Origin of the sequence: Mitsuaria sp. WAJ17 (assembly GCF_014174515.1) — a bacterium.
In the GTDB taxonomy this organism is placed as follows: Bacteria; Pseudomonadota; Gammaproteobacteria; order Burkholderiales; family Burkholderiaceae_C; genus Roseateles_B.
Window position 1 is genome coordinate 11,738 of record NZ_JACJUG010000025.1, and the last position, 25,941, is coordinate 37,678.

The window sequence follows — 25,941 nt, forward strand, 5'->3', positions numbered from 1 at the left end:
CGGCAGCGCCCCCCTTGTCTGCCTGCCCGTCGCCATGTCCTCGCGGCAGCCCCCAGAGGTTGCGGGCCTGCCTGGGCCTGCTTATTCCTGGGGCGGCTCGGTGCCCAGAAGCTCCTCCAGGGCGCCCAGGGTGCCCCCATCCTTGACCACATGGCGCAGCCACTCGTGCAAGGGCATGTCGCCCCAGCGCGCGGCCTTGTCCGCCAGGTAGGCCACCGGGCTATGGGGCTCGGTACGGCGGAAGAAGGCCGCCACCTCGCGCAGCTGCTGCAGCGCCTGCTGCCGGCTCTGCAGAGGCCCCGCAGCAACAGCGGCAACGGCGCTCGGTGACGCGGCACTCGCGTCCAGCGGCTCGACCGCCACGGGCAAGGGTGCACCGCCGTCTGGCGCCAGCCCGGCCTCACGCAAAGTGCGGTCGATCTGGCGGCGGGCGTCGTCCAGTTGGTCCAGGGTCTTGCTGAAGCCGGGAGCCTCCGCGCCCATGGCGGCATCCACCCAGGACTGCAGGCGGCGCAACTCGTCAATGACCTGCTCGGCGGAAGCACGGGCCTGCTGCAACTGCACCGCCGGCGTATCCTTCAGGGCCTTGGCCACCCGGTCCGGCGTGGGCTGGGTCTCGTCCGCCTGTTGCTGCAGCTGGGGATCGCGCTCCAGGCGCTGGGCCCAGTGGCGGGCGGCGGCCAGGTCCTGCAGGCTGTAGGCCTCGCGCCCCCGGCCCAGCAGTCGGGCCTGCTGCGCGCCACGCTCGACGGTCTGCAGCAGCCATCGCAGTACGCCGGCTCGCTCGTCCCAGTCGCCGTCCTCGACCCGAGGATGGAGCTCCGCCCAGAAGGCCTCGCAGAGGTCCACCCAGTCCCGCAGGCCCCGGGCCAGCCCCGGCCAGGCTTCCAGATGACCCAGGGCTTCGAGCCGCCAACTGGCCAGGCGGAGATCCTTGCTTCGTTTCGTAAGCAACTGCTCACTTTGCTTCAGGACGGCAGGCCAATCGGCCACCCGCAGGCTGGTGACCCATTCGCCCTGGTCCAGGCTGGGATCGTCCTGCTCCCGCAGGCGCTGGATGGTGTCGAACTCGGGGGAGAAGGAGAGATCCTCGCCGGCCGGTTGGTCCGGGGAGATGGGGCCGAGCAGGCTTTGCATGGTGTCTGGAGGCTCAGGGGAGCAGGCGGAGCCTGGATTGTCCGAAGCCCCCCCGGCCGGTGCTGTATGGAAAAGTTACGGGGCGATCCACGGACTGTCGCCCTGGCGACCGTCCCCGGGCTTCCGATGCCTGAAGCTGCGGTATCTATTCCTGAAACGCATGAATGCGTGTCAGCGGTGGAGTTACAGCGTGATTACATTGCGGTGACAATCGATCCCCCACCCGCCGCGACCCGGCGATGGACTCCCCGCCGGGCTGAACATGAGGCTCGGCAAGTGCCTGACATCGAGAGGCAGGCCGGCGATCCGGCTGCGTTTTCGGAGCGGCATTGGGCCAGGCCCGGCCCGCGCATCCCCACGCTTTCCAGCCCTGGGGCCGCCGCCCGAGCCTGACCCAATTCTGCTTTTCAACATTGAAGGACTTGCCATGAATCAACCCGTGATGGAAGGGCTGCGCCTGAACGTGCCCGCCTATGTCAAGCACCAGCGCCTGATCGCCTGGGTGGCAGAGATTGCCGCCCTGACACAGGCCAAGGACGTCTACTGGTGCGACGGCAGCCAGGAAGAGTACGACCGCCTCTGCCAGCAACTGGTGGACGCCGGTACCTTCAAGAAACTCAACCCCGCCAAGCGCGCCAACAGCTACCTCGCCTGCAGCGACCCCAGCGATGTCGCCCGCGTGGAAGACCGCACCTTCATCTGCTCGCAGAACAAGGAAGACGCCGGCCCCACCAACAACTGGATGGCCCCGGCCGAGATGCGCGAGTTGCTGCAGACCGGTGACAAGGCCCTCTTCAAGGGCGCCATGAAGGGCCGCACGCTGTACGTCGTGCCCTTCAGCATGGGCCCCATCGGTTCGCCCATCGCCCACATCGGCGTTGAGCTCTCCGACAGCCCCTATGTGGCCGTCAACATGCGCATCATGACCCGCATGGGCAAGGCCGTCCTTGACGTCCTGGGCGACAACGGCCCATTCGTGCCCTGCGTGCACACCGTGGGCGCCCCGCTGGAATCCGGCCAGGCTGACGTCAAGTGGCCCTGCAACAAGACCAAGTACATCGTCCACTACCCCGAGACCCGTGAGATCTGGTCCTATGGCTCGGGCTACGGCGGCAACGCCCTGCTGGGCAAGAAGTGCTTCGCGCTGCGCATCGCCTCCACCATGGGGCGTGACCAAGGCTGGCTGGCCGAGCACATGCTGATCCTGGGCCTGACCTCGCCCGAGGGCAAGAAGTACCACTTTGCCGCCGCCTTCCCCAGCGCCTGCGGCAAGACCAACTTCTCCATGCTGATCCCGCCCAAGGCCTTCGACGGCTGGAAGGTGACCACGGTGGGCGATGACATCGCCTGGATCAAGCCCGGCCCCGACGGCCGCCTCTATGCCATCAACCCGGAAGCCGGCTACTTCGGCGTAGCCCCCGGCACCAACACGCTGACCAACTTCAACTGCATGGCCAGCCTGAACCAGGATGTCATCTTCACCAACGTCGCGCTGACCGACGATGGTGACGTCTGGTGGGAGTCCATGACCGACACCCCGCCGGCCCACCTGATCGACTGGCAGGGCAAGGACTGGACGCCCGCCATCGCCAAGGAGACCGGCGCCAAGGCCGCCCACCCCAACGCCCGCTTCACGGTGGCCGCCACCAACAACCCGGCCCTGGACCCCGACTGGAACAATCCGGCCGGCGTGCCCATCGACGGCTTCATCTTCGGCGGCCGCCGTTCGACGACCGTGCCCCTGGTGACCGAGGCCCGTGACTGGGTGGAAGGCGTCTACATGGCTGCCACCATGGGCTCCGAGACCACCGCCGCGGCCGCCGGCCAGCAAGGCGTGGTGCGGCGCGACCCCTTCGCCATGCTGCCCTTCATGGGCTACAACATGGCCGACTACTTCCAGCACTGGCTGGACCTGGGCAAGAAGCTGGCCGATGGCGGCGCCACCCTGCCCAAGATCTTCTGCGTCAACTGGTTCCGCAAGGGCGCCGACGGCAAGTTCGTCTGGCCCGGCTACGGCGAGAACATGCGCGTGCTGAAGTGGATGCTGGACCGCGTGACCGGCAGCCAGTCCGGCGAGGAACACGTCTTCGGCGTGACCCCGCGCTACGAAGACCTGAACTGGGAAGGCCTCAGCTTCACCAAGGAGCAATTCGACGTCGCGACCCGCATCGACAAGGCCGACTGGGCCGCCGAGCTGAAGCTGCACGAGGAGCTCTTCACCCAGTTGGCCTACCACCTGCCCGCCGAACTGCCGGCCACCAAGGCCAAGATCGAGCAGCGCTTGGCCGCTGAGTAAGCACCCGGCCTCTGCGCCTACCGACCACGAAAAGCCCGCTCGGATCCGAGCGGGCTTTTTTACTGCCGGCCTGACTCAGGTCCGGATTCAGGCTCGAATCCGCTCAAGGGCATTCCCAGGAATCCACGACACGCTGGTTCACCGTGACACTGCCCCAGCGGTCGTAGGTCTGCCCGATACAGCTACGAGCCAGCCCGCCCACGACCTGGCCCTGGCCGTCCAGGAATTCCAGCCTGACGCCATAGCTGGGGCGCGCCCACGCCGCACTCAGACCCAGAGTCGCGACCAGGGCCAGACCCAGGGCCATCCATTTGCGCTTCATATGCTCCTCCACGATTGACGTCACCTAAGCGGTGACCCAAGGAGCGTAACTTTCTTGTTAGCGGCGCAGATCAGGGAATCCTCGCTGGCGGCCCAGGCCGCGATCAGACGCAAAAAAACCTGCCGGCTTCATCAGCGGGCAGGCTCAACAGAGCAAGACGGCACGAAGGCCGTTGCAGGAGACTCAGTCCTTGCGGGCGTGGGCGGCGCGCAGTTCGGCAGCAAAGCTGGGCATGCTGTCTTCGTACTGGGCGGCCAGGGCCAGCAGTTCGCGCTCTTCGCGGGCAGCCTTGGCGGCAGCCAGGTGAGCCTGGACCTTGGCGATCAGGCTCAGCCACAGGCGGGCGCCGATGGCAGCGAAGGAACCCCCATGACGAACGGTGCGATGCAGGGGCAGACCGAAGGTTTGGGTGGCGACGCTCATGATTTCACTTCCTTGTGGGTGTTTCAGGCACCAGGGCGTGGTGCGATGGGATGAATTCTGGGGTAAACCCTAGACATTCTCCAAATGAATTGTTTGAATTTGCTCTATAAGCAATGTTCATATGAGCTTTCGCAACCTGGACCTCAACCTGCTGCGCGTCTTCGATGCCGTGATGGCCGAGCGCAACCTTACCCGGGCCGCCGAGCGCCTGGCCATGACCCAGCCGGCGGTCAGCCATGCGCTGAAGCGCCTGCGGGAGGCGCTGGGCGAGGAGCTCTTCGTCCGCCAGGCCTTTGGCATGAAACCCACCTCGCGCGCGGAGGGGCTGTGGCCGGAGGTGCGCCAGGCCCTGGATCGCCTGCGCGCCGTGCTGGATCCGCGCGAGTACCTGCCCGCCAGCGAGGACGCCACCTTCCAGATCGCCATGGCCGACGCCACCGCCGCCCTGGTGCTGCCTCCGCTGGTGGCTGATCTCGAAGCGCAGCAGGCCCGCGCCCGCGTCCATGTGCTGCCGCTGACCACCCGCGATCCCCGCAGTCTGCTGGAACAGGGCGAGGCGGACTTTGCCCTGGGCTATTTTCCCCAGGCTGTCGCCGCTTTGCAGGGCCAGGGCCAGCTGGCGGCCATCCGCCAGCATCGCCTGTACGAGAGCCAGTACGTCTGCGTGATGCGGCGCGACCATCCCTTGGCCCAGGCATCCCTGGACCTGGAGACCTACTGCGCCGCCCATCACCTGCTGGTGAGCTTTTCCGGGCGCCCGCATGGCTTTGTCGATGAATCCCTGGCCGCGCTGGGCCGTAGCCGGCGCATCGTGCTGACGGTCAACCAATTCTTCACCGCAGGGCGCGTGGTGGCCCAGTCCGACCTATTGACGGTGCTGCCTGCGCGCTTTGTGAGCGCCACCGGCTACAAGCGCGACCTGATCGAGCGCCCCCTGCCCTTCGCTCTCGCGCCGGTACACGTGGACATGCTTTGGCACATGCGCAACGAAGACCGCCCGCCCCAACGCTGGCTGCGCGAGCGCCTGCTGCTGGCCGCGGCACTGGCAGCAGCCTGAGCGAGCGGCCATGGCGATCGGCGACAATTGCCGGATGAGCAAGATCGCCGACCTGAACGACGCCGAGTTCGCCGAACTCGACGAACTGCTGGCCACCACGCCCGCGCCCCTGCAAGCCCTGGATGCCTCCATGCTGGACGGCTATCTCTGCGGCGTGCTGGTCCAGCCCCGCCTGATCGAGGTCGAAGAATGGCTGCCGCCCATCTTCGACTACGACGGCGGCGAACTGCCGGCCGATGCCGACCCCGCCTGGCTGGCCCGCATCCACGAGCTGGTGCTGCGCCGCCATGCCGCCCTGAACCGCAGCCTGGCCGAGCATGGCTGGTTCGACCCAGTCGTGCTGGACCTCGACGCCGAAGCCGCCGCCGCGGCCGAGGCCGGCGAGCAGCCCGAGGCTGACGCAGCCGATGACGAGCAACTCACACCCATCGCCCGCACCCTGCTGCCCTGGGTAGCCGGCTTCCAGCATGCCGCCCTGTGCTTCCCCGAGCTGGGAGAACTGGACGACGAAGGCGTGATGAACGCCTTGGCGCGTCTGTACCGTCACCTGCCGGCCGAGACGCCGGAGGAGAAGGAAGTCGTCGCCACCCTGGACCGCGAGCATCCGCTCAAGGACATTGATGACGCCATTGAGGACCTGGTGGTCAACGTGGCCGACCTCTACGACCTCACCACCGACCTGCGCTACAAGGTCGAGGCCGTGCGCCGCGACACGCCCAAGGTCGGCCGCAACGATCCCTGCCCCTGTGGCTCGGGTCGCAAGTACAAGCAGTGCCACGGCGCCAACTGAGCGCCGGAGGCCTGCCCTGGCGCGGGCTCGCATGGCAGCAATGACGCCATCGTGCCCGTCGCCATGACCGTCGCCATGACCGTCGCCATGAGGCTCCCATGAAGCTGCAGATCCTCTCGGACCTCCACATGGAGACCGAGGCCTTCGAACCTCAGCCGGCCGCCGGCGCCGAGCTGCTGGTCCTGGCCGGTGACGTCGATAGCACGTGGCGCGGCCTCTCGGCCTTCGCGGGCTGGCCCGTGCCGGTGCTTTTCGTGCCCGGCAACCACGAGTATGACCAGCGGGAGATCCGCGAGACCGGCCCGGCCCTGCGACGCGAATGCGAGCGCCTGGGACTGCGCATGCTCGATGACGAGGCCCTGGTGCTGGAAGACGCCGCCGGGCGCCGCATCCGCTTCCTGGGCTCCACGCGCTGGAGCGACTTCGATGTCTTCGGCAGCGCCCAGCGCGAGCGCGCCATGCGGGCAGCCGGCTATTTCCAGCGGGTCATGGCGGCCCGGCTGGATGGCCAGCCCTTCGACGCCGAGGCCGTGCGCCGTCTGGGCCTGCAGAACCGCGCCTGGCTGGAGTGCACGCTGCCGGTGACCGGCGGCGAGTCGGCGGACGCCACCGTGGTCATCACCCACTTCGCCCCCAGCCTGAAGAGCGCCGACCCGCGCTACGGCAAGCAGCCCGGCACGGCCAGCTTCTGCAACGACGACGAGGCCCTGATGCCCGGCGTGCAGTTGTGGATCCACGGCCATCTGCATTGCCGCCACGACTACCGCGTGAGCCACGCCCTGGGTCAGACCCGCGTGCTCTGCAATGCGCGCGGGCACGGCCGCAAGGGCGAGGCGGCGGACTACGATCCCCTGCGCTGCGCCGAGGTCTGAAGACCGGACCAACCGCCTCCGGCGCTTGAGATGTGTCAATCTGCGACCCCGGGTCTGTGCCAGACTGCAGTCTTCACCTTCATTCACAAAACGCCTGGGCAGGCGGGGAGATATGGCATGAAGATACTGGTGGCCGTCGATGGCAGTTCCTATACCAAGCGCATGCTGGCTTACCTGGTTGCGCACGACGAATGGCTGGGCAGCGCCCACCAATACACGGTGCTGCATGCGGTGCCTGCCGTGCCGCCCCGCGCCGCGGCGGTGCTGGACAAGGCCGTTCTCAAGTCCTACTACGACGATGAGGCCGAAAAGGTGCTCAAGACCGTGCGGACCTTCTTCGAGAAGCAGAAGGTGCGCGCCGAGTTCATCAGCAAGGTGGGTCCGGCCGCTGAGGTCGTCAGTGCCGCCGCCAACAAGGGCAAGTTCGACCTGCTGCTGATGGGCTCGCACGGCCATGGCACCCTGGGCAATCTGGTGCTGGGCTCGGTGGCCACCAAGGTCATGAGCCAGACGGACGTGCCCGTCCTGCTGGTGCGCTGACGGCGCCACCCTCGCCGCCATCAGGCGAGGCCGGCCGGCGCAGGCCTGGTTCCCGATCGGCGCTAGGCCCGCCGGTGCAGCCAGGCCAGCGGCGACTCGCTGCCATTCACCGGCACCGTCTGGGTCGATTCCAGGGTCTGGTAGTCGCTGGTGCGTCGAAATGAGTCAGCCTCGTCCTCGAGGGTCGCCTCAAGGCCGAAAGCCGTGCCCATGTCCGCCGGGTCCTGGACCGGGCGATTGCTGGGCTGACGGCGGAAGAAACGCAGCGCGGCGGCAGGGGCAAATCGCATGGTGGACCTCGTCTAACAGCTGGGTGCGAAACGGGCTGGAGGCCCGATTCCATCGCGTTTTCAGCGCGTATTGCGCTGGATCACGCAGGGTTCCAGTGTGCGCGTCCCAGCGCCCGCAGATACCCCCAAATTGGGTGGAAAACGACAGGCAGTTGGCAAAAACTCACGCGCTTTCAAAGTGATGCAACTGCATGGCTTTGTTGCCGATGTCATCCGTGCATTCCCGGTGAACTTGGGCCGGCCCGTCCGAAAGGGAATGCCTGCTGCCGAGCCGGCAGCCCGAGGGGTCTCGCGCGCCTAGCCGGCGGACCGGCGGCGCGGATGCAGCGACTTGAGCGCCCCCTTGGCGCCGGCGCTGAGCGCTAGTCCCACCTGGTCCAGTAGCGCGACGCGCCCGGGCGCTGGGGCCGCGTCACTGACCAGCTTCCATTGATGCCAGTACAGCGTCAGATCGACGCTGACCTCCGGCCGCAGGGGCTGCAGCTGCCGCTTGCGCACCCGCTCGCGCACCTGCAGCTCCGGCACCACCGCGATGCCCCAGCCCATGCAGGCGGCACGCACGATGGCGTCGCTGGACGGCACATAGCGCTCCTTCAGGCGTGGATGGCGCACGCCGAAGGCCTTGCTGATCCATTGCACCTGGTTGTCGTCCTTGCGGTTGAAGACCAGGAAGGGCTGTTGGGAAAAATTGGCCTCGTTGAGGCCGGCAGGCAGCTGGCGGGCGACGAAGTCCGGGCTGGCCACGGCCACATAGGACATCACCCCCAGCGGCTGGACCACGCAGCCCCGCAGCGCCTGCTTGACGGTGCTGACGCAGCCCAGCACCTCGCCCTGGCGCAGCCAGTCGTGGGTGAAATCCTGGTCATCGACGATCAGCTCCAGGCCGAAGCCTTCGCGCAGGCCCTGCTGCACCAGGTCGTCCAGCGCAGGCAGGACCCAGGTCGCCAGGCTGTCGGCATTGACGGCGATGGGCAGACGCTCGTGCGGCGTCACCTGGCTGCCCAGCTCGCGGGCGACGTCGGTGCGCAGAGCCTGGAGCTGGCGGGCGAAGCGCAGCAGCACCTTGCCCGGCTCAGTGAGGCGCAGGGGCCGGGAGCGCACCACCAGCAGCTGGCCGACCTGAGCCTCAAGGCTGCGCAGGCGCTGGGACACCGCGCTCTGCGTGACGCTGAGGCGCTGGGCGGCACGCTCGAAGCTGCGCTCGTCCGCCAGAGCGGCGAGACAGTCCAGTCCGGCTGAATCCAGGTCTTTCATAAGTCCAATTAATGTAGCGCGAGAAATATGAATGGCGCTTCTTGACTTGCGTCAGGCTGCAGACAATGCGCCAGCCGTGTCGAGCCTCACGCCCGCGACGGTTTCCGGCCCTCTCCCCCCCTTCAACTCGGTCGCACAAGCGTCGATCATTCGGGAATCCCGCCCGCGGGCTTCCTTCGCAGGAGCAGTACAGATGAAAGTCGTCGTTCTGGGTGCAGGCATCATCGGCGTCGCCACCGCCTGGTATCTGCTGGAGGAAGGGCACGAGGTGATCGTGATCGACCGCCAGGAAGACGCAGCCATGGAGACCAGCTTCGCCAACGGCGCGCAGATCTCCGTGAGCTTCTGCGAGCCCTGGGCCAATGCCGGTGCGCCCTTCAAGGTGGCCAAGTGGCTGCTGCGCGACGACTCCCCCCTGCTGTTCCGCCCGCGCCTGGAAGTCGCCCAATGGCGCTGGGGCCTGAGCTTCCTGACCCAGTGCACCAATGCCGCCTTCGAGCGCAATGTGGAGCAACTGGTGCGCCTGGGCCGCTACAGCCATGAATCGCTGAAGTCCCTGGTAGCGCAGACGGGCATCGAGTACGACCGCCTGGAGCGCGGCATCCTGCACTTCTTCTCCAGCCAGGCCGACTTCGACGCCGGCGCCGCCGGCGCGGAGGTGATGCGCGCCCATGGTGTGGACCGCCGCGTGCTGAGCCGCGACGAGGTGCTCAAGGTCGAGCCCGCCCTGCGCGCCTTTGGCAACAACATCTTCGGCGGCACCTTCACTCCAAGCGACGAATCAGGCGACGCCCGCGTCTTCACGCAAAAGCTGGCCCAGGCCTGCGTCGCACGCGGCGCCACCTTCCTGTACGGCCACGACATCCTTGCCCTGCAGCGCGAGGGCCAGGCCATCAGCGGCGCGCAGATCGCTCATGTGCGCAGTGGCCAGAAGTCGGTGCTGAAGGGCGATGCCTTCGTCGCAGCCATGGCCTCGTACACGCCCCAGCTGCTCAAGCCCCTGGGCGAGTGCCTCAACATCTATCCCGCCAAGGGCTACTCGGCGACCCTGCGCCTGAAGAAACCCGAGCAGGCCAGCGTGGTCAGCCTGCTGGACGACACCCGCAAGATCGCCATCTCCCGCCTGGGCGACTACGTGCGCATCGCCGGCACTGCCGAGCTGGTGGGCCTGGACACCAGCCTGGACACGCCCACCTCGCGCGTGCGCTGCGACGCCCTGGTCAAGCGCTACGAGGAGCTTTTCCCCGGCGTGGCCGATCTCGGCGAGCGCAACTACTGGACCGGCCTGCGCCCCAGCACGCCGACCAACATCCCCTACATCGGCCGCTCCAAGAAGGTGTCCAACCTCTGGCTCAACGCCGGCCACGGCACGCTGGGGTGGACGCATGGCGCCGGCTCCGGCCGTGCCCTCGCCGAGCTGCTCAGCGGCAAGCGCCCCGCCCTGGAAGGCTTCGGCTTCTACGGCGACGCCCTGCCCGCCGCACCCGCGCGGCGCATGGCCACGGCCTGAGGCGGCCTGGCCCGCCTGCGGGTCCGGTCCGGGCCGGCACGGGCGGCATGACTACAATCCGCGCCCCGCTTCTGCATTTCTGGGCGCTGTCATGTCTGCCTTCTCTCGCGCCACTGGCTTCTGTGCCATCGACTTCGGCACCTCCAATTCCGCCATCGCCATCCCCGACGAAGGCGGCGGCAACGGGCCCATGCGCCTGGTGGAGCTCGAAGCCGGGCGGCTGACCATGCCCACGGCGGTCTTCTACTTCGCCGAAGGCCGCCATGACGCCGACGGCCCGCCCCGCGCCTTCGGCCGCGCCGCGCTGGCCGCCTATGTGGAAGGGGCTGACGGCCGCCTGATGCGCTCCATGAAGAGCATCCTGGGCTCGGCCCTGATCGACCAGACCACGGACGTGGGCGGCGGTCGCGGTGTGAAGTACTTCGACATGCTGGCCGGCTACCTCAAGCGCCTGAAGCGCCAGGCCGAGGCCAGCGCCGGCCATGCCATCGAGCACGTGGTCCTGGGACGCCCGGTCTTCTTCGTCGATGACGAGCCCGCGCGCGACGCCGCCGCCCAGGCCTCTCTGGAGGCCGCCGCCCGCGCGGTGGGCTTCACCGACATCCACTTCCAGTTCGAGCCCATCGCCGCGGCCTTCGACTACGAGCGCCAGGCGCCGCGCGAGCAGCGGGTCCTGGTGGCCGACATCGGCGGCGGCACCTCGGACTTCTCGGTGGTGCGTGTAGGCCCGGAGCGCATGGCGCGCCTGGACCGCCGCGAGGACATCCTGGCCAGCCACGGCGTCCACATCGCCGGCACCGACTTCGATCGCCACGTGGAGCTGGCCGCCATCCTGCCGGAATTCGGCTATCGCAGCCTGGGGCCGGCCAAGCCCGGCCAGACCCCGCGCGAGGTGCCCAGCGGCGTCTACTTCGACCTGGCCACCTGGCACCTGATCAACACCGTCTACAGCCCGCTGCGCGTGGCCGAGCTACGCGGCATGCGCAGCTTCTACGGCGACACGCGCCACCACGACCGTCTCATGACGGTGCTGGAAGACCGCATGGGCCATGAGCTGGCCGGCCGCGCCGAGGATGCCAAGATCGCCGTGGCGGCCGGCGGCGAGGTTTCGGTGGACCTGGGTCTGATCGAGCCTGGCCTGGCCGTCGGCTTCAGCGCCGAGGGGGCGCAGCAGGCCCTGGGCCGGGACATCGAGCGCATCGCCGCGGCCGGCCGCGAGACTGTGGCCCTGGCAGGCCTGCGGCCCGAGCAGATCGACGCCCTCTACTTCACCGGCGGCTCCACCGGCCTGCTGCCCCTGGCCGAGCGCATCGCGGCCGACTACCCCGCGGCCCGCCGAATCCAGGGCGATGCCTTCGCCTCGGTAGCCAGCGGACTGGGACTGCACGCCGCGCGCCTGTTCAACACCCCGTCCTGACCCTCTGCAGGTGCGCCGCCGTCCCTGCTAGATTGCAAGGCTTAGCCACGCACCGCCGACCATGCAGAACGCCCTGCTCCGCGACCTGGACCCCGCCCGCCACGACGAGATCGATCGGGTCGCCCAGGGCATGCGCCAGACCCTCATCGAGGTCGAGGGCGAGGCCCGCGGCACGGCGATGTACTCCCTGGACTGGCTGCGCGATCGCGTGCGCTGGCACCTGGATCCGGCCCAGACCCAGGCCCGCGTCGTGCTGGCCGTCGATGCGCGAGGCGAGGTCCTGGCCCACACCATCTTCCGCATCGAAGGGCCAGTCGTGGCGCGCTTCGGGCTCATCTCCACCACCTTCGTCTGGCCCACCCACCGGCGCGCCGGCCTGGCCACCCGGCTGCTGCGTTGTGCCGAAGACTGGTTCCTCGCCCAGGGCCTGCCGAAGTGTTGCACCTGGACCTCGTCCACCAACCGGCCGCTGATCGCGCTGTACGGCCGCCACGGCTATGCGCAGACCGACCAGGGCCCCAACGACCTGACGGGCACGCTGATGATTCAGCTGTCCAAGCCCCTCCTGTGCGCGACCTCTCCACGGAAACCTTGAAGTCATGATCCGTCCTCACCGTCCTTCGACGGCCCCGCTGAGCCTGGCAATCGCCCTGGCCTTCAGTGCGCTGATGCCCATGCAGGCCCTCGCAGCCGACAGCACCGCGGCCGCCAGCGCCGTGACCCAGTACCAGCAACCCAGCCCGGCCCTGCGCGCCGTGCTGGACTCCCCCGGCCTGCCCGCCCACAGTCTGTCGCCGGACCAGAAGACCCTGGCCGTGCAGCGCAGCCAGCGCTACCGCCAGGTGGCGGACCTGGCACGACCGGCGCTCAAGCTGGCCGGCATGCGCATCGACCCGGCTGCTCATGCGCCCCTGCTGAGCATGCCCTCGCTGGAGTCGCTGGTCCTGCGTCCGCTGGACGGCGGGGCCGAGCGCCCGGTCGCCCTGCCCCCCGGTGGCGGCTTTCACCATCTGCGCTGGTCTCCCGATGGCCGGCATTTCCTGCTGAATCGCCGCACGCAGAGCGGCGTGGAGCTGTGGACGGGCCAGGCCGCGACAGGCCAGCTGAAGCAGTTGACCGGGCTGCGGCTCAACACCGTGCTGGAGCAGGACGTGGCCTGGCAAGGCCCCGACACCCTGCTGGTGCTGGCCGTCCCGCCCACGCTCGGCGCAGCGCCGCGCTTCGAAGCTCCGGACGGCCCCACGGTGCAGGAGTCCATGGGCCGGCAGTCGCCTGAGCGCACCCTGCAGGACCTGCTGAAGAACGCCCAGGACGAGGCCGTCTTCGCCCACTACGCCCGTTCCCAGCTGACGCGCGTGAACTTGCGGACCGGCCAGCTGCAGGCCTTGGGCGAGCCGGGCCTCTTCGCCTCGATCCAGGCCGCCGGCACGCAGGGTCAGGTCTTGACCGAGCGCCTGCGTGCGCCCTTCAGCTACCAGGTCACCTGGGAGGACTTCGGCCGCGAGGTCGAGCTGCGCGACGCCGAGGGCCGCGTGCTGCGCGCCCTGGCGCCGGTCGCACTGAAGAAGGACGTGCCGGTGGACGGCGTGATCACGGGCCCCCGCCGCTACACCGCATCGCCCGGCGCGGATGCTGCGCTGTACTGGATCGAGGCCCTGGACGGTGGTGATCCGCGCCGCAAGGCCGAGCACCGCGACCGCCTGATGCGCCTGGCCGCGCCCTACACGGGTGAGCCGCAGGAGCTGCACCGCAGCGTGGGCCGAGTCTCGATGATGGAGTTCCTCGAGGGGGGGCGCCAGGCCGTGCAGGCCGATATCGACCGCGATCGCCAGTGGATGCGCATGAGCCTGCTGGACCTCGGCCCCGCGCCGGCCCCCGCCCGCCTGCTCAGCGAACGCTCGCTGCGCGACCGCTACAAGGACATCGGCCAGCCCCTGCGCCGCCTGCAGGCCAATGGCCGCCAGGCGCTGCGCGTGGACGAGGGGTCGCTGTGGCTGATCGGCGCCGGCGCGAGCCCCGAGGGCGAGCGCCCCTTCCTGGACCGCATGCAGCTATCCGACGGCAAGGTTCAGCGCCTCTACCGTGCCGGCGGCAGCCATTACGAGCGGCCGTTGGCGGTGCTCGACACCCAGGGCTCGCGCGTGCTGTTCAGCCGCGAAAGCGCCAGCGAGGTGCCTCAGCTGGTACTGCGCAGCGGGCCCGAGCTGGCGCAGATGCAGACACTCACGAGCTACACCGATCCGGCCCCGCAGCTGCGTGACATCCAGCGCGAGCTGGTGAAGTTCAAGCGCGCCGACGGCGTGGAACTGTCCTTCTGGCTCTACAAGCCGCCGGGCTACCAGGCCGGCGAGCGCCGCCCGACCTTCGTCTGGGCCTATCCGCTGGAGTTCACGGACGCCTCGGTGGCCGGCCAGGTCAGCGGCTCGGGCAATCGCTTCACCAGGTTCGGTGCCAGCAGTCCCCTGATGCTGCTGTTGGAGGGCTATGTGGTGCTGATGGATGCCACCATGCCCGTGGTGGGCGAGCCCAAAACCGTCAACGACAGTTTCATCGCCCAGATCACCAGCAATGCGCAGGCCATCATCGACAAGGCCGTCGAGCTGGGCGTCAGCTCACGCGATCACATGGTGGTGGGCGGCCACAGCTATGGCGCCTTCATGACGGCCAACCTGCTGGCCCACACCGATCTCTTCAAGGCCGGCATCGCCCGCAGCGGCGCCTACAACCGCTCGCTGACGCCCTTCGGCTTCCAGAGCGAGCAGCGCACCTACTGGGAGGCGCAGCACGTCTATCAGAAGCTCTCGCCCTTCAACTACGCCGACAAGCTCAAGGAGCCGCTGCTGCTGATCCATGGCGACAGCGACGACAACCCCGGCACCTTCCCCGTCCAGAGCCAGCGCCTGTACCAGGCACTGGCAGGCACGGGCGGTCAGGTGCGCTACGTGTCACTGCCCTTCGAAGGCCATGGCTACAGCGCGCGCGAGTCCATCGGTCACACGCTGTGGGAGATGAGCCAGTGGATGAAGCGCCAGGTGGGCGAAGGCAAGCCGCTGAACTGAGCGCGCCCGGGGCGCAGGCGCCGCAAGCGCCTGGGCTCAGTGGCGCCGCGGAGGGCCGCCACGGCCACCAGGCCCCGGCCGGCGCGGGGCACCCGGGCGCCCGGCCGGCTGGGTGCTTTTGAGCGGGCGCGTCACGTCGGCCAACAGCAGGCTGGCGCGCACCAGGCACTCCACCGCCTCGGCCACGTCACTGGGCGGCTCCAGGGATTCGATCTCCTCGAGCAGCTCCTCGGCATCTTCCAGGTCGTCCGGGTCAAGGTGCATGTAGAGCTGAGCCAGCGGCTCCAGCAGCTCGGAGGCCTCTTCCTCCATCAGCTCGGGGAAATGCTCGGAGGCCAGGGCAAAGCCCGCGACCCAGGCGTAGACGACTTCGGCAGGTTCGGCATCCTCGTCCAGCTCGAAGACCCAGGGGTCGAACCACTGGCGCTCGGCGATGGCCGTGTTGAGCTCGCGATGGCGCCGGCGCACCAGAGAAAAGAGCGCCTCGCCGTCGTAGGCGCGCGGCGGCTGGCGGCCGTCAGCGTCCAGCACGAAAGGCGCCCAGTCGGCAAAGGGTACGGGCCTCGGCTGCAGCAGCACGCCCACGAGGTAGCCGTCCAGCATGCTGATGTCCAGGGGCTCCAGCGGCGCAGGCACGGCGTCCAGCAGGTCCTGAAGGCGCTCCATGTCATGCTCAGACAGGGGTTCATCAGGCCGTGGACGGGGGGCAGCCGCAGGACGCGGAGCGGGTGCTGCAGGGCCCGGCACTGCAGGTCGCGCAGGCCCCCCGGGCTTGCGGGCCTCCGACCTTGCCCCCGGCGCGCCTGCCGGGCGCCGTGACCTCGGGCTTCCCGTGGAAGCGGCGGAATGGGGGGCGGAGGGCTTGCGCGGCTTGGAGGTGCTCATGCCCCCATTATCCGGCGCGTGGACTGCTGCGAGGGCTTTGTCCCAGGCCCGAGCAGAGGCGGCCCGCGCGCTCCACAATCCCGGCAGCGCCGCCGGTGGCGGCCCCCCCACCCCTCTCTCGTCCAGGCCCAGCAGCATCACCCCATGAGCGACTCCGCCCGCCACTTCCTCTTCCTCACCGCCAGCACCCGCGTGCCCGGCATCGTCGGCAACACCGAGGCCCTGGCCCGGGCCGCCGCCGAGCACCTGCCCGCCAGCGCCAGCCAGCAGTGGCTGCGCCTGGCCGACCATGCGCTGCCGCCCTTCGTCGATCACCGCCACGACATCGGCAGCTATCCCATGCCCGAAGGCGACGCCCGCCAACTGCTGGACGCCACCCTGGCCGCCACCGATCTGGTGCTGGTCGCGCCGGTCTACTGGTACAGCCTGCCCGCCACCGTGAAGCTCTACCTGGACCACTTCAGCGCCTGGATGCGCGTGCCCGGCCTGGACTTCAAGGCGCGCATGGCCGGCCGCCGCCTGTGGCTGGTCACCACCAGCGGTGACCGCGCCAAGGCCCAACCCATGATGGACAGCACCCGGCTGTGCGCCGAATTCCTGGGCATGCAGTGGATGGGCGCCCTGTGGGGCAAGGGCGGTGCGCCCGAGGCCGTCCGCGCAGACCAGGAGGCCCTGTCTCAGGCCACCCACTGGTTTGAGGGGATTTGAAACATCTCCTTGCCAATAAGGGGTCTCATCCCACTAAGTAGGGATAGCGAGCCCTCAGTGGCAACCCTAGAGTTGCAGCCATGCCGGCCTCAGGGCCAGCACGGATCCCAACGACGTCCTTACCCAAGGACTTATTCGCCCAAGCATGCAAGTGCTTGGGCGTTTTTTTGCGCAGGCCGCCGCTACGGCTCACTCGAAGCCCTCGTGCAGGCGCTGGCGCAGGTGCTCCACCAGCAGCCGCACCGACTGCGGCGTGTGGCCGCTCCAGGGGTGGATGGCGTAAATGGCTTCGCCGAAGAAGTCGATGGGGCGCCAGGCCGGCAACACAAGCTCCAGCAGGCCCTGACGCATGGCGTCGCGGGCGCTGAAGTCGGGCAGCAGGGCCAGGCCCAGGCCGGCCAGGGCGGCCTCGCGCAGCACCTCGCTGTTGCCAGCCCGCAGCAGGCCCTGCACTGGCACACGCACCCGCTCAGTCGATTCCCCCTTGCCGCGGGCGAAAAACCATTGCGCCGGCCCCGGCCGCAAATAGGGCAGGCAGGCATGCGCGGCCAGCTCTGCCGGATGCTGGGGCCGCCCGGCCCGCGCCAGGTAGGCCGGGCTGCCCACCAGCAGAGCCTGCGAGGCGCAGAGCTTGAAGGCCACGTGGGTGTCCGGCGGCCGGCTGGTGTGGCGGATGGCCAGATCGAAGCCTTCCTGTGCCAGCGCGGCCAGGCGGTCAGACAGGTCCAGCTCGATACGGATCTCCGGATAGTTGGCGAAGAAAGTCGGGAGGGCCGGCGCGATGTGCTGGCGCCCCAGGGCCACCGGTGCGGTAACCCGCAGCAGGCCACGCGGCGTGCCGGCGGCCTCGCGTGCCTCGCTGAGGCTGCGGCTGAGCAACTGCAGCCCGGGCTCGGCCTGCTCGACCAGGCGCCTGCCGGCCTCGCTGAGTCGCACCGAGCGCGTGCTGCGCTGGACCAGCTGCTGGCCCAGGTGCCGCTCCAACTCCGCGATGCGCTGGCTCACCGCCGCCTTGGAGAGCCCCAGGCGCTGCGCCGCCTGCGTGAAACTGCCCAGCCGCGCCACGGCCACCAGGGCCTGCAGCTGCACCCACTGCTGCTCCTCGCGGGCGGGGGCGCGGGAGGCCGGCTGTGAGGCAGAGAGTGAGGAGGATTTCGTCATGGGACCTCGGGGGGCGCTGCACTGGATTGTTCATATTACTGAACAATGAAGTCAGCCCATTGGCCTAGGCAGGCCGGGAGCCGGTCCCTAGACTGCCTGCATTCCGGCCGGTCCTGCGCCGGCTTCCACATCGTCCCCGGAGCGCCCCCATGAGCACCCCCGCCTACACCGACGCCCGCGAGCTGGGCCACTTCATTGCCGGCCAGCGCGTGGCCGCCCGCGGCGACCGCCGCCAGCCGGTCTACAACCCGGCCACTGGCACCGTCGCCCGCCAGGTGCAGCTGGGCACGGTCGAGGACGTGCAGGCCGCCGTGGCCGCCGCCCAAGCCGCCTTCCCCGCCTGGGCGGACACCCCCCCGCTGCGCCGCGCCCGCGTGATGTTCAAGTTCCTGGAGCTGCTGCACCGTCACCACGACACTCTGGCCGCCATGATCACCGCCGAGCATGGCAAGATCTTCAGCGATGCCCAGGGCGAGGTAGCGCGAGGCATTGACATCGTCGAGTTCGCCTGCGGCATCCCGCAGCTGCTCAAGGGCGACTTCACGGAGCAGGTCTCCAATGGCATCGACAACTGGACGATGCGCCAGCCCCTGGGCGTGGTGGCCGGCGTCACGCCCTTCAACTTCCCCTTCATGGTGCCCATGTGGATGGCACCGGTGGCCCTGGCCTGCGGCAATGCCTTCGTCCTCAAGCCCAGCGAACGGGATCCCTCCCCGAGCCTCTTCGTGGCCGAACTGCTCAAGGAAGCTGGCCTGCCCGACGGCGTCTTCAGCGTCGTGCAGGGGGACAAGACCGTGGTCGATGCCCTGTTGCACCACCCGGACGTCAAGGCGCTGAGCTTCGTCGGCTCCACGCCCATCGCCCAGTACATCTACGAGACGGGCGCCTCTCAGGGCAAGCGCGTCCAGGCCCTGGGCGGGGCCAAGAACCACATGGTGGTGATGCCTGACGCCGACATCGACCAGGCCATCGACGCGCTCGTCGGCGCTGCCTACGGCTCGGCGGGCGAGCGCTGCATGGCCATCTCGGTGGCGGTGCTGGTGGGCGAGGCGGCAGACCGCATCATGCCCCGCCTGGCCGAGCGCACCCGCAGCCTGGTGGTCCGCAACGGCATGGACCCGGCGGCCGAGATGGGTCCCATCGTGACCCGCGAGGCCCGCGAGCGCATCGAGGGCTACATCGCCCTGGGCGTGGCCGAGGGCGCTCAGTTGGTGGTGGACGGGCGCGGTCACCAGGTCGCCGGCCATGAGGGCGGCTTCTTCACGGGCGGCACCCTGTTCGACCATGTCACGTCCGATATGCGCATCTACCGCGAAGAGATCTTCGGGCCCGTGCTGGCCTGCGTGCGCGTGCCCGACTTCGCCACCGCCGTGGAGCTGGTCAACGCGCATGAGTTCGGCAACGGCGTCGCCTGCTTCACCAGCGACGGCAACGTGGCCCGCGAGTTCGCGCGGCGCATCCAGGTGGGCATGGTCGGCATCAACGTGCCCATCCCCGTGCCCATGGCCTGGCATGGCTTCGGCGGCTGGAAGAAGAGCCTCTTCGGCGACATGCACGCCTACGGCGAGGAAGGCGTGCGCTTCTACACAAAGCAAAAGAGCGTGATGCAGCGCTGGCCCGCCAGCGCGCCCAAGGGCGCCCAGTTCGCGATGCCCACACACCGCTGAGCCCCCCTGCCCGGCCGCCCACCCTGTCACCTGCGTGAAAAAGAAGGCAAACCGACTGCCGGCCGCATCGTAAACGTGATGTCAGCACGCCGGTAGGCCGGCAGTTTCGGCTACGCTAGCTGGCTTCGCTTCATTACTGTTGAAGCCGACGCGCGATGCCCACTGCCCTGACCGAACGCCTGACCCAGTGCCTCAAGGAGGCCCGCGATGCCCAGCATGAGGCCACGCTGGAGCTGGGCCTCGCGCGGGCGGCCGAGGCCTGGACTCATGCCCGGCAGCTGGGTTTTCTGAGCGAGCAGATCGAGGCGGGGCGCCTGCGCGTCTACTTCCATTACCGGCGCGGCGAGCTGCAGGAAATGCTGGAGCTCTCGCAGGAAGTGCAGACCCTCATGCGCCCGCTGGGGGCCGGCGCCCCTTTGTGCGAGTTGCTGCGCTGGACCAGCCTGGCTGCCTCGGAGCTGGGCGACTTCGACACCGGACTCAACTGCGCCAACGAGTGCCACGAGCTGGCCCGCACCCTGGGCGACAAGCGCGTACTCGCCGCCGCGCTCAATGCGCTGGGTGCCTGCTTCGAGCGCATGGGGGACCCCTGGCAGGCCGAGCGCCTGATGAACGAGGCCGCCGCCCTGGTGCACGACGAGGCCACCGCCTACGAGCGCGTCATCACCCTCAACAACCTGTGCACCACGGCGCTGGGCGAGTACCACCTGATGCGCGACAGCGGCCACGAGAAGGCGTGCCAGGAGGCGTTGCAGCGTGCGCTCCATTACGGCCGCGAGGTGCGCCCGCATGCCCGCCAACTGGGCGAGCTCTACGCCCTGGCCCTGACCGACAGCAACCTCGGCGAGGTCCTGCTGCTGCTGGGCGAGCTGGGCGAGGCCGAGCCCTATCTGCGCGCCGCCCTGGCGCAAGCCCAGGCGCGGCAGTTCGACGCCCTGGCCGGCCGGGTGCACTGCAACCTGGCCGAGATGGCCCTGGCGCAGGACGACCTGCCCCGCGCCTGGTCCCATGTGCTGGCGGTGCAGGACGAGACCACTGTGCTGTTCAACAGCTACCAGGCCCTGCGCCTGCACCGCGTGGCCTACCGCTGCGCGAAGGCGGAGGGCAATCTGGACGAGGCCCTGCACCACCTGGAAGCGTTCCAGCGCCTGGAGCGCCGGCGCAGCGTGGCCCAGCTGATGGCGCAGTCACGCTTCTTCGTCAGCCGCCTGGAGGCCGAGCAGGCCCGGGCCGCAGCCGACCAGGCCCACCGCAAGGTCGATGCCCTGACCGCACGCACGCAGGAGCTGGAAGCCCATGTCCAGCGCGACCCGCTCACCGGCCTGGGCAACCGCCGCTTCCTGGAGGCGCGCATGCCCGCCCTGATCATGGACTGCGAGCAGCAGCACCGGCCGCTGACGCTGGCCCTGATCGACGCCGATCATTTCAAGCGCATCAACGATCAGCATGGCCATGCCATTGGCGACGCCGTGCTGCAGCAGTTGGCCCAGCTGCTGCGCGAGAACACCCGGGGCAGCGACCTGCTGCTGCGCTATGGCGGCGAGGAGTTCCTGGCCGTGCTGCCGGACACCGTGGCGGACCGCGCCTTCGAGGTCTGCGAGCGCCTGCGCCAGAGCGTGGAGGCGCACAACTGGCAAGACCTGTCCCCCGGGCTGGAGGTCACGCTGAGCATAGGCCTGGCCAGCGCCCCGCCCTATTCCACCGACCTGCTGATCAGCCGCGCCGACGCCGCCATGTATCGCGCCAAGCACCTGGGCCGCAACCGCGTCGCCCTGGCCTGAGCACCGGCCGCGCGGGCCTCACTCCCGCGACTGCACCAGGTTGCGCCCCTGCCGCTTGGCCTGGTAGAGGCCCTGGTCAGCCCGCGTCAGCACCGCCTCTGGGCTGTCATCGCCGGGAAGGACCTCGGCGATGCCGAAGCTGGCCGTCAGGCGACGCTGGTCGCCCCGCCACAGCAGGGGCTGGGCCTCGAGGTTGGAGCGCATGCGCTCGGCCACCAGAGCCGCGCCGGCCAGACCGGTGTCGCACAGCAGAATGAGGAACTCCTCTCCGCCCCAGCGGCCCAGGGCATCGGCGTCACGCACGCAGGGCTTGAGCGCAGCGACCAGGCCCTTGAGCGCCAGGTCTCCGGCGCCATGCCCCAGGGAGTCGTTGATCGACTTGAAATGGTCCATGTCCAGCAGCACCAGGGCATAGGGCTCGCCGCGCCTCCAGCGCGCATGGGCCTGCTCCATCGCGCAGCCCATGGCGCGGCGGTTCAGCGCGGCAGTGAGCGGGTCAAACAGGGTCAGGTTGCGGATGCGCAGGATCAGTTGCGCCAGCAGCAGGAAGGCCACCACCGAGTTGACCACCATGCCCAGCACCAGGCCGGCCCACAGCCAGGCCACGTTGAAGCCGCTGCCGGAGCGCAGGTCCGGCGTGTTGCCCGGCCACAGCAGAGGCTCGATGGCGCGGGCGACCAGCAGCAGGGTCATCGCCCCCAGCGGCAGGCTCAGGGCCAGGGAGAAGGACTGCCGTGTGCGACTACGAACCAGCCGGTAGGACTGCCAGGCGGCCAGGCCCAGCAGGGGTGCCTGGATGCCATAGAGCACCGCCCCATGCCAGCGCATCGGCCAGCCCAGCAGAAAGCCGGGCATCAGCAGCAGGGCCAGCGCGACCAGAGCCAGGGACCAGCGCCAGGGCGGCCGCTCCTCACCCATCCAGGCCGGCACCAGACTCAGCAGGGCGAAGGCAGCGGTGCCGGCGAGGTCGGCCGCATAAACGCTCAGCCAGGGCTGCTCCAACTCGCCCGGCAGGCCGCTCAGCAGCAGGGCCGCGGCCAGCAGCAAATTGGCGGCAGCCATGCCCTTGGACGCCCGGGGCTGCAGCTTCAGACCGAAGGCGAAGACGCTCCACAGCACGCAGGCGATCAGCAGCACCAGCACGGTGGCGGCCAACAGGGTCTGGGCACTGACACTCAGCATGCCGTGCCCTCCGGAGGCGGGGCCAGGCACACGCGGTTGCGACCCTGGGCCTTGGCTTGGTACATGGCCCGGTCGGCCGCCTCCAGCAGCGCATCAGTGAAACGCCCCGGGGCTGCCATCGCCAGACCCAGGCTGGCCGTCAGCGGCCAGTGCCGCCCCTGCCAGCTCCAGACGCTGGAGGCCAACGCGGCACGCAGGCGTTCGGCCAGGGCTTGGGCACCGGCCAGGGGCGTGTCCGGCAGCAGCAGCACGAATTCTTCACCGCCAAAGCGGGCCGCACAGTCCTGCTCGCGCAGGGAAGCCTGCAGCAGACGCGCCACGTGGCGCAGGGCGGCATCGCCGGCGGCGTGGCCCAGCTCGTCGTTGATGCGCTTGAAATGGTCGAGGTCCAGCATCAGCAGGGCATGGCTGCGGCCGCGCTGGGCCCTGAGCTGCTGCTTCAGCAACTGCTCCCCCAGTTCCCGCCGGTTGCACAGGCCGGTCAGGGGATCGTGACGGGTCAGGGACTCGATGCGCTGGATCAGCCGGCTCAGCAACAAGGCGATCAGGCCGCCGGAGATGGACATGACCAGCACCAGCCACGCTGCGGCCAGGCCGGCATGCTGGCGCGGATCCTGCAGCAGCCAGCCTGAGCCCGGCTCCGGCTGGGTCAGCGCAATGCCACGCAGCAGCAGGAAACAGCTCATCAGCGCATAGGGCGCCACCAGCCCCATGCGCAGCCAGCCCGCCAGGCCCAGGCTGCCCAGCAGCAGGTCGCGACCGGCCAGCAGGCACAGCGCGGCCATGCTCATGGAGGTGACGGCAGAGGCCATGCCCGTCGGCAGGCCGGACAGCCGAGCCAGGTCGGCGAACAGGCCCAGGGCCAGCAGAGCCAGCAGGTCCAGACGCTGCTGGCGCAGGCGCAGCAGCTGGCGCAAGCCCATGCTCAGCATCCCCAGGGCCAGCAGGGCGCAGATGCCAGCCAGCGCCTGGAACGGTCCGGGCCCGGCCAGCAGTGGCGGCAGCATGATGGCCTGCGCCCCCGCCAGCAGCACGCAGGCCTGGCGGGCGATGCGAAAGGGGAAGGCCAGCAGCAACCAGACGCCCACCGCCAGCGCGCCGAACAGGGCGTTGACCAGGAGCAGGGTGTTGGAATCCAGTTCGATCATGCGTTGCAGGGCAGGCCGGGGACGGACGCAGGGCAAGGCAAGCCATCTTCCCAGAGATTGGCCCCGCTGATCCTATCCGTTTGAACCCACAATGAGTCCCATGCGCAAAATCATCTTGATCACCGGCGCCAGCCGTGGCATCGGCGCTGCAACCGCCTTGCGATGCGCCCAGGCCGGCCATGATGTGGTCCTCAACTACCACCGCGAAGCCGCCGCCGCCGAGCGTGTCGCCCAGCAGGTCCGGGCCCTGGGCGCCCAGGCCCATCTGCTGCAGGCTGATGTGGCGGACCCAGCCCAGGTGTTGGCGCTGTTCCAGCGCCTGGACCAGCAGGCCGGTCCGCTGTGGGGCCTGGTCAACAACGCCGGCGTCGTGGCCCCCAAAGCCCGGCTGGACGAGATGGAGCCCGAGCGCTGGCAACGAGTCTTCGCGGTCAACGTGATGGGCAGCCTGCTGTGTGCCCGCGAGGCGGTGAAGCGCATGAGCCGGGCTCACGGCGGGGCGGGTGGGGCCATCGTCAACCTGTCCTCGCGCGCGGCGCTGCTGGGCTCGCCAGGGCTCTACGTGGACTATGCCGCGAGCAAGGCGGCCATCGAGGCCTTCACCGTGGGCCTGGCCCGCGAGGTGGCGGCAGAGGGCGTGCGCGTCAACGGCGTGCGCCCCGGCATCATTGCCACCGACATCCACGCTGACAGCGGCATGAGCGAAGAGCTGGCCGCGGCCGCCGCCGGCATTCCCATGCAACGCCTGGGACGCTCCGAAGAGGTGGCCGAGGCCATCGTCTGGCTGCTGTCCGAGGCCGCCAGCTACACCACCGGCACGATGCTGGACGTCACCGGCGGTCGCTGAACCCGGCAGCGTTCCGACCGCCTCATCTCAGGCGGAAGGAGCCCACGATGCCCGCCAGCGCCTGGGCCTGCTGGGCCAGGCTGGTCGCGGCGGCGGTGGATTCCTCAACCATCGCCGCGTTCTGCTGGGTGTTGTGGTCCAGCTGCGTGATGGCGATGTTGACCTGGGCGATGCCGGCACTCTGCTCGCGCGTAGCCGTGGAGATATTACCCAGCATGGCCGTCACCTGCTGCACCTGTTCGACCAGCTCGCCCATGGTGCGCCCCGCCTCGGCGGCAACGACCGCGCCGCTCTCGACCTGGGCCACGCTTTCGCCGATCAGGGCCTTGATCTCACGGGCTGCCTGCGCGCTGCGCTGGGCCAGCGTGCGCACCTCGCCGGCCACCACCGCGAAGCCGCGCCCCTGCTCGCCGGCCCGGGCCGCTTCCACGGCGGCGTTCAGGGCCAGGATGTTGGTCTGGAAGGCGATGCCGTCGATGACGCCAATGATGTCGGCGATCTTCTTGGAGCTGCTGTTGATCTGGTCCATCGTGCTGACCACGCGCCCCACGGCTTCGCCGCTGCGTTCGGCCGTGCCTGAGGCTTCGTGGGCCAGCGCATTCGCCTGCTCGGCGGAGGCCGCGTTGTTCTTCACCGCGGCCGCCATTTCGTCCATGGAGGCGGCGGTCTGCTGCAAAGCCGAGGCCTGCACCTCGGTGCGCGTGCTGAGGTCATGGCTGGCCTGCGAGATCTCGCTGGAGGCGCCGGAGACCGTCCCGGCGCTGTGGTGAATCTGCTGGACGGTCTCGACCAGGCCCAGCTGCATCTCGCGCATGGCCTGCAGCAGCTGGCCAATCTCGTTGCGCTCCTGCAGGTCGGAGCGCTGGCTGAGGTCGCGCTCGCGAATGGCACCGGCCAGGCGCAGGGCCTCGCCCAGGGGCCGCATGATGGCGGCCACGGTGCGCCAGGCCAGCACCAGCGCGGCGCCCAGGGCCACGGCGAAGATCAGCAGCACGATCATCACGGAGTGGCGGTAGGTCGCCTGGCTCTGCTGGTACTCCTGCTCGGCCACCTTGAGCTGCTCGTCCACCAGCTCGGACACCGCACCGGTGAAGGGGTCGATGGCCGGGTACATCTCCTTGGTGGCGAAGATCTCCAGCGCCTCGCGGTCCTGCTTGCCCAGGATGATGCGCAACTTCGCTGCCGCGGCCTCGGCGGCGCCCTTCAGCGGCCTGGCCTTGGCCAGCAGCACGGCTTCATTGCCTTCGATCTTCGTGGCGATGTACTCGCCCCAGTACTTGGCGATGTCGCGCTCGGCGTCATCCAACAGGCGCAAGGCGGCGCCCATTTCGACGGTGCCGGCGCGGACCTTGTGTGTGGTGTCCACGATGTTGACCGCGTAGGCGTCCGAGACGACCTTGAGCTGCTTGAGCGGCACCACACGGTCCTCGTAGACGGTCTGCATGGCATCGTTGACGCGCCCCAGTGCGTAGAGGCTCCAGGAGCCACTGATGCCCAGGAGGACGATCAGCAGAGCTGAGAACAGAATCAATCGACTCTTGATGCTGCTGAACTGCATGGCAACGCTCCGGATTCGGTGGACCAGTGCTGCCGAC

23 protein-coding genes are annotated in these 25,941 nt (G+C 69.1%); 13 read left to right on the forward strand and 10 right to left on the reverse strand.

Translation table 11 applies throughout. The features are described from left to right. Nucleotides 1-81: 81 nt before the first annotated feature. Nucleotides 82-1,137: a type VI secretion system protein TssA gene (tssA, locus tag H5407_RS18230; protein WP_183105915.1), complete on the reverse strand. Its 1,056-nt coding sequence runs from the start codon at nt 1,135-1,137 to the stop codon at nt 82-84. 427 nt (nt 1,138-1,564) lie between these two features. Here tssA and H5407_RS18235 point away from each other — a divergent pair, with 427 nt between their 5' ends. Continuing rightward, on the forward strand, nt 1,565-3,433 hold the full coding sequence (locus tag H5407_RS18235) for a phosphoenolpyruvate carboxykinase (GTP) (protein WP_183105916.1): 1,869 nt from the start codon (nt 1,565-1,567) through the stop codon (nt 3,431-3,433). A 103-nt stretch (nt 3,434-3,536) separates the two neighbouring features. On the opposite strand, the gene H5407_RS18240 is transcribed toward H5407_RS18235, so the two are convergent. Next, a complete protein-coding gene (locus H5407_RS18240; protein ID WP_183105917.1) occupies nt 3,537-3,755 on the reverse strand; it encodes a hypothetical protein in 219 nt (72 codons plus the stop codon). A gap of 183 nt (nt 3,756-3,938) precedes the next feature. Beyond that, nucleotides 3,939-4,178 (reverse strand): hypothetical protein, encoded by a 240-nt coding sequence (locus H5407_RS18245; RefSeq protein ID WP_183105918.1) that lies wholly within the window; start codon nt 4,176-4,178, stop codon nt 3,939-3,941. A gap of 121 nt (nt 4,179-4,299) precedes the next feature. Here H5407_RS18245 and H5407_RS18250 point away from each other — a divergent pair, with 121 nt between their 5' ends. The 4 genes from H5407_RS18250 (at nt 4,300) to H5407_RS18265 (ending at nt 7,437) form a co-directional block, all read left to right on the forward strand. Next, nucleotides 4,300-5,235 (forward strand): LysR family transcriptional regulator, encoded by a 936-nt coding sequence (locus H5407_RS18250; RefSeq protein WP_183105919.1) that lies wholly within the window; start codon nt 4,300-4,302, stop codon nt 5,233-5,235. A gap of 34 nt (nt 5,236-5,269) precedes the next feature. Then, complete coding sequence (locus tag H5407_RS18255) at nt 5,270-6,025, forward strand: YecA family protein (RefSeq protein ID WP_183105920.1); 756 nt, start codon at nt 5,270-5,272, stop codon at nt 6,023-6,025. A gap of 98 nt (nt 6,026-6,123) precedes the next feature. Beyond that, nucleotides 6,124-6,897 carry a metallophosphoesterase gene (locus H5407_RS18260; RefSeq protein ID WP_183105921.1) on the forward strand — a complete coding sequence of 258 codons (774 nt, stop codon included), beginning with the start codon at nt 6,124-6,126 and terminating at the stop codon, nt 6,895-6,897. Between the two features lie 117 nt (nt 6,898-7,014). Next, complete coding sequence (locus tag H5407_RS18265) at nt 7,015-7,437, forward strand: universal stress protein (protein ID WP_183105922.1); 423 nt, start codon at nt 7,015-7,017, stop codon at nt 7,435-7,437. A 62-nt stretch (nt 7,438-7,499) separates the two neighbouring features. On the opposite strand, the gene H5407_RS18270 is transcribed toward H5407_RS18265, so the two are convergent. Together H5407_RS18270 and H5407_RS18275 are read right to left on the reverse strand one after the other, a co-directional pair. Then, a complete protein-coding gene (locus H5407_RS18270; RefSeq protein ID WP_183105923.1) occupies nt 7,500-7,727 on the reverse strand; it encodes a hypothetical protein in 228 nt (75 codons plus the stop codon). 297 nt (nt 7,728-8,024) lie between these two features. Further along, nucleotides 8,025-8,981, reverse strand: a complete 957-nt coding sequence (locus H5407_RS18275; RefSeq protein WP_183105924.1) for a LysR family transcriptional regulator ArgP — start codon at nt 8,979-8,981, stop codon at nt 8,025-8,027. A gap of 193 nt (nt 8,982-9,174) precedes the next feature. On the opposite strand from H5407_RS18275, the gene H5407_RS18280 reads away from it, so the two are divergent. The 4 genes from H5407_RS18280 (at nt 9,175) to H5407_RS18295 (ending at nt 14,967) form a co-directional block, all read left to right on the forward strand. Then, nucleotides 9,175-10,491 (forward strand): D-amino acid dehydrogenase, encoded by a 1,317-nt coding sequence (locus H5407_RS18280; RefSeq protein ID WP_183105925.1) that lies wholly within the window; start codon nt 9,175-9,177, stop codon nt 10,489-10,491. Nucleotides 10,492-10,582: 91 nt separating this feature from the next. After that, nucleotides 10,583-11,908: an Hsp70 family protein gene (locus H5407_RS18285; RefSeq protein WP_183105926.1), complete on the forward strand. Its 1,326-nt coding sequence runs from the start codon at nt 10,583-10,585 to the stop codon at nt 11,906-11,908. A 61-nt stretch (nt 11,909-11,969) separates the two neighbouring features. Beyond that, the gene (locus tag H5407_RS18290) at nt 11,970-12,503 is read left to right on the forward strand and encodes a GNAT family N-acetyltransferase (protein WP_183105927.1); all 534 of its coding nucleotides are present in this window, start codon (nt 11,970-11,972) and stop codon (nt 12,501-12,503) included. A gap of 4 nt (nt 12,504-12,507) precedes the next feature. After that, the gene (locus H5407_RS18295) at nt 12,508-14,967 is read left to right on the forward strand and encodes a prolyl oligopeptidase family serine peptidase (protein WP_183105928.1); all 2,460 of its coding nucleotides are present in this window, start codon (nt 12,508-12,510) and stop codon (nt 14,965-14,967) included. A gap of 36 nt (nt 14,968-15,003) precedes the next feature. Here H5407_RS18295 and H5407_RS18300 read toward each other — a convergent pair whose 3' ends face one another. Next, a complete protein-coding gene (locus H5407_RS18300; protein WP_183105929.1) occupies nt 15,004-15,633 on the reverse strand; it encodes a YecA family protein in 630 nt (209 codons plus the stop codon). 363 nt (nt 15,634-15,996) lie between these two features. On the opposite strand from H5407_RS18300, the gene H5407_RS18305 reads away from it, so the two are divergent. Beyond that, nucleotides 15,997-16,560 (forward strand): flavodoxin family protein, encoded by a 564-nt coding sequence (locus H5407_RS18305; protein ID WP_183105930.1) that lies wholly within the window; start codon nt 15,997-15,999, stop codon nt 16,558-16,560. 189 nt (nt 16,561-16,749) lie between these two features. Here the strand turns inward: H5407_RS18305 and H5407_RS18310 are convergent, their stop codons facing one another. Next, on the reverse strand, nt 16,750-17,721 hold the full coding sequence (locus tag H5407_RS18310) for a LysR family transcriptional regulator (protein ID WP_183105931.1): 972 nt from the start codon (nt 17,719-17,721) through the stop codon (nt 16,750-16,752). 149 nt (nt 17,722-17,870) lie between these two features. Here H5407_RS18310 and H5407_RS18315 point away from each other — a divergent pair, with 149 nt between their 5' ends. Both H5407_RS18315 and H5407_RS18320 read left to right on the forward strand, forming a co-directional pair. Continuing rightward, nucleotides 17,871-19,388 carry a CoA-acylating methylmalonate-semialdehyde dehydrogenase gene (locus H5407_RS18315; protein ID WP_183105932.1) on the forward strand — a complete coding sequence of 506 codons (1,518 nt, stop codon included), beginning with the start codon at nt 17,871-17,873 and terminating at the stop codon, nt 19,386-19,388. A 155-nt stretch (nt 19,389-19,543) separates the two neighbouring features. After that, a complete protein-coding gene (locus tag H5407_RS18320; RefSeq protein ID WP_183105933.1) occupies nt 19,544-21,169 on the forward strand; it encodes a diguanylate cyclase in 1,626 nt (541 codons plus the stop codon). Between the two features lie 18 nt (nt 21,170-21,187). Here H5407_RS18320 and H5407_RS18325 read toward each other — a convergent pair whose 3' ends face one another. After that, nucleotides 21,188-22,351 carry a GGDEF domain-containing protein gene (locus H5407_RS18325; RefSeq protein ID WP_183105934.1) on the reverse strand — a complete coding sequence of 388 codons (1,164 nt, stop codon included), beginning with the start codon at nt 22,349-22,351 and terminating at the stop codon, nt 21,188-21,190. Continuing rightward, entirely contained in the window at nt 22,345-23,499 is a 1,155-nt protein-coding gene (locus tag H5407_RS18330) for a diguanylate cyclase (protein ID WP_183105935.1), read from the reverse strand. Before H5407_RS18330 ends, H5407_RS18325 begins: the two co-directional genes overlap by 7 nt. A gap of 100 nt (nt 23,500-23,599) precedes the next feature. Here H5407_RS18330 and H5407_RS18335 point away from each other — a divergent pair, with 100 nt between their 5' ends. Next, a complete protein-coding gene (locus H5407_RS18335; protein ID WP_183105936.1) occupies nt 23,600-24,346 on the forward strand; it encodes an SDR family oxidoreductase in 747 nt (248 codons plus the stop codon). A gap of 22 nt (nt 24,347-24,368) precedes the next feature. On the opposite strand, the gene H5407_RS18340 is transcribed toward H5407_RS18335, so the two are convergent. After that, the gene (locus H5407_RS18340) at nt 24,369-25,904 is read right to left on the reverse strand and encodes a methyl-accepting chemotaxis protein (RefSeq protein WP_183105937.1); all 1,536 of its coding nucleotides are present in this window, start codon (nt 25,902-25,904) and stop codon (nt 24,369-24,371) included. Nucleotides 25,905-25,941 lie beyond the last annotated feature (37 nt).